Origin of the sequence: Achromobacter xylosoxidans, assembly GCF_014490035.1 — a bacterium.
In the GTDB taxonomy this organism is placed as follows: Bacteria; Pseudomonadota; Gammaproteobacteria; order Burkholderiales; family Burkholderiaceae_B; genus Achromobacter; species Achromobacter bronchisepticus_A.
The window spans coordinates 6,336,045-6,349,741 of the sequence record NZ_CP061008.1; the positions used below are offsets into that span (position 1 = coordinate 6,336,045).

At 67.8% G+C, this 13,697-nt stretch carries 14 protein-coding genes; 6 read left to right on the forward strand and 8 right to left on the reverse strand.

Annotated features, from left to right (window positions below):
• Nucleotides 1–45: 45 nt before the first annotated feature.
• Nucleotides 46–1,662 (reverse strand): murein hydrolase activator EnvC family protein, encoded by a 1,617-nt coding sequence (locus IAG39_RS29385; RefSeq protein WP_118931593.1) that lies wholly within the window; start codon nucleotides 1,660–1,662, stop codon nucleotides 46–48.
• Between the two features lie 7 nt (nucleotides 1,663–1,669).
• A complete protein-coding gene (gene gpmA, locus IAG39_RS29390; RefSeq protein ID WP_059378183.1) occupies nucleotides 1,670–2,422 on the reverse strand; it encodes a 2,3-diphosphoglycerate-dependent phosphoglycerate mutase in 753 nt (250 codons plus the stop codon).
• 162 nt (nucleotides 2,423–2,584) lie between these two features.
• Between gpmA and IAG39_RS29395 the strand changes: the two genes are divergently transcribed.
• The 5 genes from IAG39_RS29395 to IAG39_RS29415 all read left to right on the forward strand — a co-directional run bounded on the left by IAG39_RS29395 (nucleotide 2,585) and on the right by IAG39_RS29415 (nucleotide 6,101).
• Nucleotides 2,585–3,007 (forward strand): rhodanese-like domain-containing protein, encoded by a 423-nt coding sequence (locus tag IAG39_RS29395; RefSeq protein WP_059378185.1) that lies wholly within the window; start codon nucleotides 2,585–2,587, stop codon nucleotides 3,005–3,007.
• Nucleotides 3,008–3,058: 51 nt separating this feature from the next.
• Nucleotides 3,059–3,316 (forward strand): glutaredoxin 3, encoded by a 258-nt coding sequence (grxC, locus tag IAG39_RS29400; protein ID WP_054457721.1) that lies wholly within the window; start codon nucleotides 3,059–3,061, stop codon nucleotides 3,314–3,316.
• Between the two features lie 37 nt (nucleotides 3,317–3,353).
• Nucleotides 3,354–3,884: a protein-export chaperone SecB gene (secB, locus tag IAG39_RS29405; RefSeq protein WP_059378188.1), complete on the forward strand. Its 531-nt coding sequence runs from the start codon at nucleotides 3,354–3,356 to the stop codon at nucleotides 3,882–3,884.
• Nucleotides 3,885–3,978: 94 nt separating this feature from the next.
• On the forward strand, nucleotides 3,979–5,061 hold the full coding sequence (locus IAG39_RS29410) for an NAD(P)H-dependent glycerol-3-phosphate dehydrogenase (protein ID WP_118931592.1): 1,083 nt from the start codon (nucleotides 3,979–3,981) through the stop codon (nucleotides 5,059–5,061).
• Between the two features lie 47 nt (nucleotides 5,062–5,108).
• Complete coding sequence (locus IAG39_RS29415; protein ID WP_059378192.1) at nucleotides 5,109–6,101, forward strand: Bug family tripartite tricarboxylate transporter substrate binding protein; 993 nt, start codon at nucleotides 5,109–5,111, stop codon at nucleotides 6,099–6,101.
• Between the two features lie 49 nt (nucleotides 6,102–6,150).
• Here the strand turns inward: IAG39_RS29415 and IAG39_RS29420 are convergent, their stop codons facing one another.
• Both IAG39_RS29420 and IAG39_RS29425 read right to left on the reverse strand, forming a co-directional pair.
• Nucleotides 6,151–6,621: a tRNA (cytidine(34)-2'-O)-methyltransferase gene (locus tag IAG39_RS29420; RefSeq protein WP_013396662.1), complete on the reverse strand. Its 471-nt coding sequence runs from the start codon at nucleotides 6,619–6,621 to the stop codon at nucleotides 6,151–6,153.
• 80 nt (nucleotides 6,622–6,701) lie between these two features.
• A complete protein-coding gene (locus tag IAG39_RS29425; RefSeq protein WP_316253296.1) occupies nucleotides 6,702–7,247 on the reverse strand; it encodes a ComF family protein in 546 nt (181 codons plus the stop codon).
• A gap of 311 nt (nucleotides 7,248–7,558) precedes the next feature.
• Here IAG39_RS29425 and IAG39_RS29430 point away from each other — a divergent pair, with 311 nt between their 5' ends.
• A complete protein-coding gene (locus IAG39_RS29430) occupies nucleotides 7,559–8,491 on the forward strand; it encodes a methyltransferase domain-containing protein (RefSeq protein ID WP_059378194.1) in 933 nt (310 codons plus the stop codon).
• Between the two features lie 58 nt (nucleotides 8,492–8,549).
• Here the strand turns inward: IAG39_RS29430 and IAG39_RS29435 are convergent, their stop codons facing one another.
• The 4 genes from IAG39_RS29435 to IAG39_RS29450 form a co-directional block, all read right to left on the reverse strand.
• Nucleotides 8,550–9,794 (reverse strand): YbdK family carboxylate-amine ligase, encoded by a 1,245-nt coding sequence (locus IAG39_RS29435; protein WP_059378196.1) that lies wholly within the window; start codon nucleotides 9,792–9,794, stop codon nucleotides 8,550–8,552.
• 308 nt (nucleotides 9,795–10,102) lie between these two features.
• On the reverse strand, nucleotides 10,103–11,572 hold the full coding sequence (locus IAG39_RS29440; protein WP_118935230.1) for a TrkH family potassium uptake protein: 1,470 nt from the start codon (nucleotides 11,570–11,572) through the stop codon (nucleotides 10,103–10,105).
• Nucleotides 11,573–11,623: 51 nt separating this feature from the next.
• Nucleotides 11,624–13,003: a Trk system potassium transporter TrkA gene (trkA, locus tag IAG39_RS29445; protein WP_059378200.1), complete on the reverse strand. Its 1,380-nt coding sequence runs from the start codon at nucleotides 13,001–13,003 to the stop codon at nucleotides 11,624–11,626.
• Entirely contained in the window at nucleotides 13,000–13,692 is a 693-nt protein-coding gene (locus IAG39_RS29450) for a response regulator (protein WP_059378202.1), read from the reverse strand. The genes trkA and IAG39_RS29450 overlap by 4 nt, the downstream gene beginning before the upstream one ends.
• Between the last annotated feature and the right edge of the window lie 5 nt (nucleotides 13,693–13,697).

The following is a 13,697-nucleotide window of genomic DNA, read 5'->3' on the forward strand; positions in this document are numbered from 1 at the left end:
TTTTGTTTTCGCCGATGGGGTTTGGTAATTACCAACGACATCAATCTACTGCGCCAGCCATTGTGCCGGATCCACAGGAGCGCCACGATGGCGAATTTCAAAGTATAGGCCGGATTCCACTTGGCCGCCGGTCGCCCCGACCGTGGCGATGGTATCGCCACCCGTCACCGAATCTCCCACCCGTTTGAGCAGACTTTGGTTGTAAGCATAGACGGTCAGGTATTGCTGCCCATGATCCACAATGATGAGGTTGCCAAAACCCCGCAGCCAATCGGCGTAGACCACCGTGCCGGGGGCCACCACCTTGACCGGCGTGCCTTCAGCCGCGCGCAGCACCACTCCGCGCCATACGCCGCCGTCCGGGCGGTCGACCCCGAAACGTCCCTGCACCTGGCCGCGCACCGGCATGGACAGCCCGTGGCGCAAGCCGTTGCCGCCGCCCACCGGCGCGGCGCGCGCGGTCTGGGTCTGCTGAGCGGGCTCACTACGGGTTGGAGCGGGTTTTTCCTCTATAGGTTCCGCCTTTTTGGGCGGTTCCGCGGGTTTGGCCTGAGGCGGCGGTTCGGGCGTGGTCAGCCGCGACTGCTTCTGCTCGGCCGGGCGCAGTCCGGCAGCATCCGGGTCGGCCACCGCCACGGGACCGCGGTTCTGGCGCGAGGCGGCTTCGACCTGTTCGCGCGCCTGGGCGGCATCGCGGGCATCGCGGGCGTCACGCTCGCGCTTGGCATTGTCGGCGGCCTGCTTGGCGTTGTCGGCGGCGAGCTTGCGGTCAGCCTCGGCCTTCTTGCGAGCGTCTTCGGCGGCGCGGCGCTCGGCGTCGGCGCGCTTCTTGGCTTCTTCAGCGGCGCGGCGCGCTTCTTCCGCGCGGCGCACTTCCTCGGCCCGCTTGCGCGCTTCCTCGGCGCGGCGGGCGTCCTCGATCTGCTTGGCGATGGCCGCGTCCAGATCGGTGATGAGCCGCGACAGGCGCTGGTCGTCGCGTCCCAGTTTGTTGGCTTCGGCACGCTGGGCGGCGATCTGCCCTTCCAGCTGGGCCAGCAGCGTGGCGCGCTCCTTCTGCTGACCGACCAGCGCGGTCTTCTGCTCGGAGGTCTCGGCCACGACTTTTTCGATTTCGGCGCGGCGGGCGTCGGCGCGCCCCTGAAGGGCGGCCAGGCGCTCGATGTCCTCGCGCAGGGCCTGCACGGCCTTGGCGCGAGCCTGAGACACGTAATCCAGATAGCCCAGGTTGCGCCCCAGCACCTGGGGATCGTCGCCGGACAACAGGGCGGTCCAGGGTGACAGGCCGCTGGTGTACTGGGTGCGCAGCTGTTCGGCCAGTTCGGTGCGGCGCTTGGCCAGCACCACCTGCTGGGCGCCGATCTGTTTTTCCAGGCCGGTCAGGTCGGCCTGCGCCTGACGGTTGGCCTCGGCCAGCTCCCGCAGGCGCAGGTTGATCTTGGAAATCGCCGACTCGGACTGCTTGAGCGCGTCGGCGGCTTCCTTGCGGGCAGCCTCGCGGTCATCGATATCCTTTTGCAGGTTCTCGATGCGGTCGCGCAAGGCGGCCTGCTGCTTTTCCGCGTCGGACTGGCGGCCGGCGAGGTCATTGGGCGCGGCGCGAGCCGACAGCGCTCCACCGGTCAACATGACCGCCAACAACAACCCTGCCGCGCGACGCATAGGAATATCAGTCCTTCTTAGCCTTGCCCTGGGCTGCCACCGCAGCCATGGCCGCCTCGATCTCGGCGGCATCGCCCAGATAATAGTGGCGGATCGGGCGCAGGTCATCATCCAATTCGTACACCAGCGGCTGGCCGGTGGGAATATTCAGGTTGACGATGTCTTCGTCCGACACGTTGTCCAGGTGCTTGATCAGGGCGCGCAGGCTGTTGCCGTGGGCGGCGATCAGGACATTGCGGCCGGCGCGGATGGCCGGGGCGATGGATTCGTTCCAGAACGGCAGCACGCGAGCCACGGTGTCCTTCAGGCATTCGGTGGCGGGCAGCTGGTCGGCCGGCACCTTGGCGTAGCGCTTGTCGAAACGCGGATGGCGCTCGTCGTCCAGGGCCAGCGGCTCCGGGGCGATGGCGTAGGCGCGGCGCCAGACCAGCACTTGCTCGTCGCCGTACTTGGCGGCGGTTTCAGCCTTGTTCAGGCCTTGCAGCGCACCGTAGTGGCGTTCGTTCAGGCGCCAGGTCACGCCGACCGGGGTGTACATGGCGTCCATGGCGTCCAGGGCGATCCACAGGGTGCGGATGGCGCGCTTGAGCAGCGACGAGTAGGCCAGGTCGAAGGTGTAGCCTTCTTTCTTGAGCAGTTCGCCGGCCTTGCGGGCCTGTTCGCGGCCGGTCTCGGTGAGGTCGACGTCGGTCCAACCGGTGAAGCGGTTTTCCAGATTCCACTGGCTTTCGCCGTGGCGCATCAGAACGAGTTTGTGCATGATTTGGGACGCTTGTAACGCGGGTTAAAGTGAAGGAATGCGCTCATTTTATAATTGAGCGATTTTGCCCTTGATTTTGCCCCGGCGCACCCGCCCATTTCCGCGGCGCGGCGCATCAGGGTTTGCCTATACCAGGCTAGTCGCCGCACTTCAGGATGCCCCGTGGACCTTTTGCAATTCTTGATCGATAAAAACAACGTCTTCATCGTCGCCGTTGCCGTGATCTCCGGCATCATGCTGGCCATCCCCGCCCTGCGCAAAGGCCGCACCGGTTCGGCCGTGAGCACGACCGAGGCCATCCAGATGGTCAACCAGCGCCAGGCCGTATGGGTCGACGTCCGTCCCGCCGAACAGTTCCAGGCCGGCCACATCGCCCAGGCCCGCAACGTGCCGGCTGCCGATCTGGAGCAGAAAGCCGCCTCGCTGCCCAAGAACAAGCCGCTGGTCGTGGTTTGCGACAATGGCCGCGATTCGGCCCGCGCCGCCGCCAAGCTGCGCGCCCAGGGTTTCGCCGACGTCGTGCCGCTGGAAGGCGGCATGCGCGCCTGGTCGGCGGCCAGCCTGCCCGTGACCCAGAAGGGTTGAAGCCTGGGGCCTCGCCCCCATCTACCTATTCTTGTACTCACAGGAGCGCCCATGAATAAAGTCGTCATGTACAGCAAGGACTATTGTCCCTATTGCGCCCGCGCCAAGGCCTTGCTCGAGCAGCGCGGCGTGACCGACCTGGAAATCATCCAGATCGACCGGGACCCGTCCCAACGCGACGTCATGATCGAACGCACCGGCCGGCGCACCGTCCCGCAGATCTTCATCGGCGATACCCATGTCGGCGGTTGCGACGACCTGATGGCCCTGGACCGCTCGGGTGGCCTTGCCCCCATGCTGGCCAGCTAATCGCCCCTTTTTGCCCCTCCCACCAACGGAAACACTCATGGCTGATCAAGACCAAAACTCCCAGCAAGAAGGCGGCAACGCGCCCTCGTTCAATCTGCAGCGCGTCTACCTGAAAGACCTTTCGCTGGAAATGCCGAACGCGCCCCACGTCTTCCTGGAGCAGGAAGCGCCCCAGGTCGAGGTGAGCATCACCGTGGGCGGCCAACGCCTGGCTGAAACCGTGTTCGAAACCACGGTCACCGTCACCGTCACCACCCGCATCAACGAGAAGGTCGTGTACCTGGTCGAAGGCACGCAAGCCGGTATCTTCGAGGCCGCCAACATCCCCGAAGAACAGCTCGACCCGCTGCTGGGCATCGTCTGCCCGACCATGCTGTACCCCTACCTGCGCGCCAACATCGCCGACGCGATCACCCGCACCTCGATGCCGCCGTTGCACCTGACCGAAGTGAACTTCCAGGCCCTGTACGAGCAACGCCTGGCCGAGCTGCAACAGCAGCAAAGCGCCGCCAATGGCAACGGCAGCGACTCGGGCATCATCCTGCCCCCCGGCGCGACCCGCCAGTAAGGCAGCCACGGCGCCCCATGAAAAGAGCCCCCACGCCGCGCCTTCGGCTTGCTGCCCCCCGTGGGGGCGCTTTTCATCTTGAGGCGGCTCGGCGATGAAAAATCCCATCCAGCCACGCCTGCGCGTCGCCGTCCTGGGTGCGGGAAGTTGGGGCACCGCGCTGGCGGCGGCCGCCAGCCGCCGCCACGCCACCGTACTCTGGGCGCGCGATGCCGCGCAGGCCGCCGACATGGCGGCCTCGCACGAAAACGCGCGCTACCTGCCAGGCATCGCCCTGCCGCAGGCACTGAATATCTCCTCCGATCTCGACGCCACGCTGCGCAGCCTGCAAGAAGACGGCGCGCGCCGCCTGATCGTGCTGGGCGTGCCCGTGGCCGGCCTGACCGCCATCTGCGGCGAGCTGTCCCGCCGGCTGCCCGCGCTGGGATTACAGGACACGCCCATCGTCTGGACGTGCAAGGGCTTTGAAGCCGACACGGCCAGGCTGCCCCATGAAATCATGCGCGAGGCCTTGCCCGGCGCCACTGGCGGCGCATTGTCGGGCCCCTCGTTCGCGCGCGAAGTCGCGCAGGGCCTGCCGGTCGCGCTGACCGTGGCCAGCGACAGCCCCGCCTTGCGCGAAGCCACCACCGCCGCCTTCCATGGCGCGGCGCTGCGCGTGTATGCCAGCACCGACCTGGTCGGCGTGGAAGTGGGCGGCGCGCTGAAGAACGTGATCGCGGTCGCCTGCGGCATCGGCGACGGCCTGGCCCTGGGCACCAATGCCCGCGCCGCGCTGATCACCCGCGGCCTGGCCGAGATGACCCGCTTCGGCGTGGCGCTGGGCGCGCAGGCCGAGACCTTCGCCGGGCTGACCGGCCTGGGCGACCTGGTCCTGACCGCGACCGGCGAGCTGTCGCGCAACCGCCGCGTGGGCCTGGAGATCGGCGCCGGCCGCAAGCTGGCCGACATCCTGGCCAGCGGCATCACGGCCGAAGGCGTGCGCTGCGCGCGCGCTGCGCTGGACCGCGCCCGCGCCATCGGCGTCGAACTGCCCATCACCGAAGCCGTCTGCGCCGTGCTGTTCGACGGCGTGGCCCCCATGACGGCCGTGTCCGCCCTGCTGGCGCGCGACGCCCGCTACGAAAGCGGGGTAGCCAGCCAGCCGGAAGCGGCGCCGGACGACCGGCCCCACTGAGTCGCCCCAAAAACAAATACCCCGCACAACCCGAGGAGACATCCTTCATGACGCAAGCCCGCAAGTTCCGGGTCGGCCCGCTGCTACGCGGCCTGTGCCTGAGCCTGGCCGCGATTCTGCCGGCCGCCGCCCACGCCGACTGGCCCGACCGTCCGATCCACATGGTCGTGCCCTTCCCGCCCGGCTCGTCGCCCGACATCCTGGCGCGCACCATCTCGGAACCGCTGTCGCAGGCGCTGGGCCAGCCCATCGTGATCGACAACAAGCCGGGCGCGGGCGGCAACATCGGCACCCGCATCGTGTCGCAGGCCAAGCCGGACGGCTACACGCTGCTCTACACGATCAACGGCCCGCTGGTCACCGCCCCCACGCTGTACAAGAAGACGCTGGGCTACGACCCGCTGCGCGATCTGCAGCCGGTATCGCTGGTGGGCACCAGCCCCAACGTGCTGGTCGTGCCCAGCAGCCTGAAGGTCGATAACGTCAAGGACTTCGTCGCGCTGGTGAAGGGCCGCGGCAATTCGCTGAACTACGGTTCCGTCGGCCCGGGCAGCTCGGCCCACCTGGCGATGGAGATGTTCAAGGAAAGCGCGGGCGTGGACCTGGCGCACATCCCCTATTCCGGCTTCCCGCAGGTCATCTCGGCCATCATCGGCGGCGACGTCCAGGCCGGCTTCATGGTGCCGGCCATCGCCGTGCCCCAGGCGCGCGACGGCAAGGTGAAGCTGCTGGCCGTGACCAGCCTGCAGCCCAGCGAGGCACTGCCGGGCGTGCCGACGATGGCGTCCCAGGGCTATCCGGACTTTGAAGCCATTTCCTGGAACGCCGTGCTGGTTCCGGCCGGCACGCCCACGCCCATCGTCGAACGGCTCAACAGCGAGCTGGCGCGCATCATCGGCAGCGACGCGGTGCGCAAGCAGCTGGCGCTGCAGTACTTCACGCCCGCGCCGTCCACGCCCGAAGCCCTGACCGCCCGCATCAAGAATGAAAAGGCGCGCTGGGATCAGGTGATCGAGAAGTTGAATCTGTCGCTGGACTGATTGCAGCCCAGCCGTGACGGGCCGGGCGCGCCGGATTCAGCGCGCCCCGTCACACTCCCCCTTCATACCCCTGCTGGCGCCAGGCCTCGAACACCGTCACCGCGACGGCATTGGACAGGTTCAGGCTGCGTTGGCCGGCGCGCATCGGCAGGCGCAGGCGCTGCTGGGGCGGGAACATCGCCTGATGTTCCTCCGACAGGCCCGCGGTTTCGCGGCCGAACACGAACACGTCGCCCGGCTTGAAGCCGATGTCCGCCACGCTGCGCTGCGCGTGCGTGGTCAGCGCGTAGATGCTGGACGGCGCGGCGCCGGTATCGGCCAGGGCCTCTTGCAGCGTGTCATGCACGCGGACCGGCTGCCATTCGTGGTAATCCAAGCCGGCGCGGCGCATGCGGGCGTCGTCGAGCTCGAAGCCCAAGGGACGCACCAAGTGCAATTGCGCGCCCGTATTGGCGCACAGGCGGATGGCGTTGCCGGTATTGGGCGGGATTTCGGGACAAACGAGGATGACATGGAACATGGTGCTCGGGACTCGGGACGACTTGCGGCGGAAACGTCGCCGCACACCGGGAATTGTCGCCGATTTGCCTGCGGGCCGGCTCAGGGCGTGCGCGCGGCCACCAGCACCATGACGTCCGCCGCGCCCGCCGCCCGCAGCGCGGCGGCGGCCGCGTTGGCGGTGCTGCCGGTGGTCATGACGTCATCCACCAATAGCAGCTGCCGGCCGCGCACGTCGCCCACGCAATAGAACAGGTTTTGCGCCCCGAGCCGGCGGGCCTGGCGGCCCTGTGCGGTCTGCCGGGGCGTCTCGCGCCGGCGCCGCAGCAGCCCGCGCGCCAGCGGCAGCCCCAGCTCCGCCGCCAGGCTGCGCGCAATTTCACCGGCCGGATTCATGCCACGCTGGCGCAGCGATGCGCGGCTGGCGGGAACGGCCGCCAGCAAGGCGCCGTCCGGTACCGGACCGTCGCGGGCGACGGCAGCCGCGATCAACCGGGCCAACACCGGCGCCATGCTGAGCCGCAGGCGGGTCTTCAGCATCAGGATCAGGGTGTCGGCGGGCGGCGCGTAGTCGAAGGCGGCAATCGTGCGCGAAAACGCCCGGGGCGCGCCCAGGCAGGCGGCGCAGTGCGGCGCGTCCGGACGCAACCGCAGGGCGCAAAAAGGGCAGCGGCGCGGAGCATGGCCGCGCGCGACGGCCGGGGCCGCGGCCCCGGCCCCGGCCCCGGCCCCGGCCCGGTGGAGAGCATCCCCGCAGATATCCGCCTCGCAGCCCGCGCAAAGCTGCGCACCCGCCACCCGGGCGCCGCACAAGGGGCAATCGCAACCGACCCGCGACAGCAGCCACCGCCCCATGGCCCGTAGGGGCAATCGGAAGCCGCGGCCGGGATGCGCAATAATGGATGCCATCCCTCATGAAACCATGATCCGCCCGTGTTGCAGACGCGGGCGCGACCGAAATGTCCCTGCCAGAATCCGCAACGCTCCCCTCCCTGCCCATCGTCAGCGCTGACGTACCCCGGCAATTCGCCCGCCGCGGCGACCTGGCCGAGGCCCAGTTCCTGTACGGGGAAGTCGCCCGCCGCATGCTGGGCCGCCTGCAATACATTCGGGTCCAGCCGCAAGCCATGCTGGACGCAGGCTGCGGCGCAGGCGACAACCTGCCGCTGCTGCGCGAACGCTATCCCGACGCCGCCTATACCGGCCTGGACAACTGCGAACCGCTGCTGGAACAGGCGCGCAAGCGCTACGCCCCCGCCGGCCTGTCGGCCTGGATCGGCAAGCTGGCGCGCCGCGGCCCGGCCGCCCCTGCCTTCGTCAATGCCGACCTGGCGGCGACGGGCCTGGCGCCCGAATCACTCGAACTGGTGTGGTCCAACCTGGCCATGCACTGGCACCGCGCCCCGCACGCCGTGCTGGCGGAATGGCGGCGCGTCCTGAAAGTCGGCGGGCTGGCGATGTTCTCCTGTCTGGGGCCGGCCACGCTGCGCGAGCTGCGCCAGGCCCTGGACGATGCCGGACTGCGCACGGCCACGCCGTCCTTCGTGGACATGCATGATTTCGGCGACCTGTTGGTGGAAAACGGCTTCGCGGATCCGGTCATGGACCAGGAGATCCTGACCCTGACCTACCGCAGCCCGGAAAAGCTGCTGCAGGACGTGCGCGCGCTGGGTGGCAACCCGGCCGAAGGCCGGCGCGGCGGGCTGGTGGGCCGCGACTGGCGCGACCGCCTCTGCGCCGCACTGGAAGCGCAGCGCCGGCCCGACGGCCTGATTGTCCTGAGCATTGAAGTCGCCTACGGCCACGCCTGGCGCGCCGCCGCGCATCGCACCGTGGCCGGTGAAACCCGGCTGTCGGTCAGCGCGATTGGCGGCCGGCACCGCGCGCCCTGATCGGGGCGGCAGAGGCTGACCGGCGGAGCCGGCGCCTTGCGAGCGCCGGCCTTCCCGCCTAGTGCAGCCGTTCCGGCATCGGCACGCTGACCCCGGGCTCGGAAGCCGGCAGCGCCGACATAGGCTCTGAGGTTGCGCGAATACGGCGCCTCAAGACTGCCGTCGGTTCCGCGGGCCCTACGCCAGGCGAGGCCGCGCCGCGCCAGGCGTTCGACATGGCCTCCACCACCAGCGGCAGGTCGCGCAAGCGGTGGAACTGGCTGCGCAGCCAGCGGGAATCGTTGCCGCTGCGCATGGATTCGTCGCGCAGGGCAGCGATCATGTCGCCCGTGCCCAGCTCTTCCGCCACCGGCATCAGGCGCTGGAACAGGTTGCGCAGGTGGTCCATCAGCCGCAGACGCTGGCCGTCCGGCGTCACGTAGCTGCCCTGCAGACCGAAGCGGCAGGCCTGGAAGTGGTTGCTGCGGTAGGACAGCCAGGCGCCGTCGCCCGGGTCGCCCTCGCGCATCAGCAGCACCGCCAGGGCCTGGGCGAAGGCTGCCAGCTGGCAAGCCCGCTCGACCGTCAGCGGCGTGTCGCATACGCGGATTTCGACGGTGCCGAATTCCGGCTTGGGACGAATGTCCCAGTACAGGTCCTTGATGCTTTCCGCCAGGCCATAGGCGCGCAGCTGCGCCAGATGGGCCTCGAACTGGTACCAGTCCTTCACTTCGGGCGGCATGTGGCCGGCCAGCGGGAAGCTGTTGACCGCGTTCAGGCGCGAGCACGAAAACAAGGTGTCCACCCCCTCGCAATAGGGCGACGAGGCCGACAAGGCGATAAAGTGCGGCACATAGGGCGACAGGCGGCGCAACAGTTTGATGGAATCGTCGCCGCTCTTGACGCCCAGGTGGATGTGCTGGCCGAAGACCGTAAATTGACGCGCCAGGTAACCGTACATTTCGGCCAGGTACTGGAAGCGCGGGGTGTCCGAAATGGACCGTTCCTGCCACCGCATGAAGGGGTGGGCGCCGCCGCCGGCGACCGACACGCCCACGGCGTCCGCCGCTTCGATCAGCGCGTCGCGCATTTCGCGCATCTCGGCCAGGAGGCCCATGGGGTGCTCGTGCACCGAGGAATTCAGTTCAATCATGGACCGCGTGATTTCCGGTTTAACGCGGTCGGCGATGGGGTGGTTGGCCATTTGGGCCAGCAGCTCGTCCGAGGCTGCGGTCAGGTCAAAACTGCGCGGGTCTATCAGTTGCAGCTCGAGCTCGATGCCCAGGGTGTTGGGGGCCGACGAAATGAACGGGATCTGTTCCATCTCGGACTCCTTTCTGAATGTTTGATGAGGGTGTGCGCCGTTCGACCTTGAAGCCCGGAAACAGCCCGGGGGGCACTAGACGGCAGCTTGTGCACGCATGATAGCCGCTGTTTTGTGGCAAGAAGATGGAAAATCGTGACATTTATGTGCAACATCACGAAGCAATCGGTTTTTCCCTGTGAAGGAAAGTGAGCGAGCGCTCACGGCATAGAAACGGCGCGGCCTCCCGGCCTGCGGCGGCCGGACAGCAAGCGCTCAAGGGGCTTCCGAGAGGGGGTGGGACAACCCTTATAAGGGTTATCCCTGAACTATTTCCGCCAGAAAATAGGGGTGAACAGCACCAGCACCGTCAGCAGTTCCAGGCGCCCGATCAGCATCGCGAAGGTGCAGACCCAGATCTGGAAATCGGACAGGACGGCGAAGTTGCCCATGGGGCCGACCGGGCCCAGGCCAGGACCGGTGTTGTTGACGCTGGCGAAAACGGCCGAGAAGGCGGTGATCGGATCCAGGCCGGACAGGAGCAGCAGACTGGTGAAAACGGCGATGGAAAGGCCGTAGAACAGCATGAAGGCCAGCACCGACGACATGGTGCGGGTCTCGACCGCGCGGCCATTGATACGCACCGGGCTGACCGCGTGCGGGTGCAACATTGTTACCAACTCGTTGCGCGCCTGCTTGACCAGCAGGATCGCCCGGATCATCTTGATGCCGCCCCCGGTCGACCCGGCCGACGTGGCAAAGCCCGACAGCAGCAGCATGGTCAGCGGCGCGAACAGCGGCCACTGCGCGAAGTCGGTATTGGCGTAGCCCGTGGTGGTCGCCATGGAAATCGTGTTGAACATGCCGTAGCGCAGCGCCTGCAGCGGGTCTTCATAGACCCCTTTCAGGAACAGGAACACCGAGATGACCAGCCCCACTCCCAAGACCACCACCAGGTAGGGAATCGCCTCCGGACAGCGCACGTAGGCGCGCGCGCTGCGCTGGCGGAAGGCGTTGAAGTGGGTAGCGAAGTTGATGCCCGCGATCAGCATGAACACCATCGCCACCATTTCCACCGCCACCGAATCGAAATGGGCGAAGCCATCGTCCCAGGTCGAAAAGCCGCCCAGGCCCATGGTGGTGGCCATATGGCACCAGGCCTCGAACCACGACAGCCCGACCGCCCGATAGGCCAGGAAGCACAGGATGGAGAACACGAAATAGACCGCGTACAGCGCCTTGGCGGTGCTGGCGATGCGGGGCGTGAGCCGTTCGTCCTTCATCGGCCCGGGCGTTTCCGCCCGCACCACCTGGTGTCCGCCCACCCCGAGCAGGGGCAGAATGGCCACGGCCAGCACCAGGATGCCCATGCCGCCGATCCAGATCAGCGTGGCCCGCCACAGGTTGATCGACGGGGGCAAGGTGTCCAGATTGGTCAGGACGGTGGCGCCGGTGGTGGTCAGGCCCGACATGGCCTCGAAATAGGCGCCGGTAAACGACAGCGGCAAGCCGGCGCCGTGGAAGTAGAGCAGCAGCGGAATGGCCGCCAGCAGGGGCAGGCCCGCCCACACGGCCGACACCAGCACGAAGCCATCGCGCGCCCGCAGTTCGCAGCGGGCGCGGCGCGTTATCGCGGCCAGGCCCCCGCCTATGCCCACCGAGATCAGGAACCCGTCCAGGAAGGCCTCGCGCGCGCCGTCGCCGCCCACGTAGGCGACGGTCAGCGGGATCAGCATGGTGAGCGCGAACATCACCATCGTCAGGCCCAGGATGTAGAGGGTGCCCAGAACGCGCTTCATGGAGCTATCCGGCCGCGCGCGGCCCGCGCAGTAGGAAGGAGGCGGCGCGCATCAGAAGAACGACGCCGAGACTTGGAACAGCTTTTCCACGCGCGGCATCTGCCGGCGCGAGGGCACGAAAACGATGACGTGGTCGTCGGATTCGATCACGGTGTCGGCGTCCGGCAGGATGATTTCGTCTTCCCGCACCAGGGCGCCGATGCTGGCGCCCTTGGGCAGGCTGATCTGCCCGACCGCGCGCCCCACCACCTTGGAGGTGGAGCGGTCGCCGTGGGCGATGGCCTCCAGCGCTTCCGCCACGCCTTGGCGCAGCCGGTGCACGGCGGCCACGTCGCCGCGGCGCACGTGCCGCAGGAGTTCGCTCATGGTGGCCTGGGACGGCGACACCGCGATGTCGATATGGCTGCCCTGCATCAGTTCGCCGTAGGCCTGGCGGTTGATCAGCGCAATCACCTTGCGCGCGCCCAGGCGCTTGGCCAGCAGCGAGGACATGATGTTGTCCTCGTCGTCGCTGGTCAGCGCCAGCCAGGTGTCCATGTCCTCGATGTTCTCGCGTTCCAGCAGCGCTTCGTCGGTGCCGCTGCCGTGCAGCACCAGCACGCTGTCGGGCAGCTGGGTCGCCAGGTATTCGCAGCGCTTCTGGTCGCGCTCGATGATGCGGACGCTGTATTTTTCCTCGGCCAGCTGGCGCGCCAGGCGCAGGCCGATATTGCCGCCGCCCGCGATCATCACGCGGCGCACGGCGCGCTCGGCCTCGCGCAGCTGCCGCACGGCGCGGCGCGCATCGCGCGAGTCGACCACCAGCACCACCTCGTCGCCCGGGGCGATGACGGTGCCGCTGCCAGCCCGCAGCGGCCGGCCGCCGCGCAGCACGTCGATCACGCGCGCTTTCACGTCGGGCCAGACGTCGCGCAGCTTGTCGACCGGCGAATGGGCCATCGGGCTGCCCGCCCCGACCCGCACGGTCACGACGCTGACCCGGCCTTCGGCGAACTCCACCACCTGCAAAGCCTCGGGGAACTCGATCAGGCTGTGCAGATAGGTGGTGACGCTGCGCTCGGGGCTGATCAGGGCGTCGATGCAGAAGCCCTCTTCGCTCATGAGTTCCGGGTGCTCGGCGAACTCGACCGAGCGGATGCGGGCGATGCGGCGGGGAATGTTGAACAGCTGGCGCGCGATCTTGCAGGCCACCATATTGGCCGAATCCGAGGCCGCACAGGCGATCAGCAGGTCGGTGTCGGCGGCGCCGGCGGCCTCCAGCACCGATACCTGCGAGCCGTCGCCATGGACGACACGCAGGTCGAAGTGTTCTTGCAGGTATTGGAGCTGGACAGGATCCGAGTCGATCACCGTGATGTCGTTCTCTTCGGACACCAGGTTCTCGGCCACGCTGGTGCCTACGCGACCAGCGCCCATGATCAGGATCTTCATGAGCTCCGCTTGCGGGCGGACTCGATGCCCAATTGCTTGAGCTTGCGGTACAGGTGGGTGCGTTCCAGCCCCGTGCGTTCCGACACGCGGGTCATGCTGTGGCTTTCGCGGACCAGGTGGTATTCAAAATAGATGCGCTCGAATTCGTCGCGCGCCTCGCGCAGCGGCTGGTCCAGCGAAATGCTGCCGAGTTGGCCGTTGGACGTGACCGGAACTTCGTTGGCCGGCGCGGCGGCGGCGACCGGGGGATCGAGCTCGTCTTCCAGCGCCACCGCGGCGCTGGCGACGGCCGGATGCGCGGCGGCAGGCGCCGGATGCGGCGCGCGCCCGCGCGCCAGGCCGGCGGCGACGGTCTTCAGCAGACGCTGCAGCGTGATCGGTTTTTCAAGGAAGTCCATGGCGCCGATGCGCGTGGCCTCGACTGCCGTGTCGATGGTGGCATGGCCGCTCATCATGATCACGGGCATGTCCAACAGACCTTGCGAGCCCCATTCCTTGAGCAGGCTGACGCCGTCCGTGTCCGGCATCCAGATGTCCAGCAACACCAGGTCAGGACGCATGCGCAAGCGTGCGGCGCGCGCTTGCGCCGCGTTTTCAGCCAGCTCGACCGTGTGTCCTTCGTCGTATAGGATTTCCGACAAAAGCTCGCGTATACCGACTTCGTCGTCAACCACCAGAATTCTGGCCATAAAGC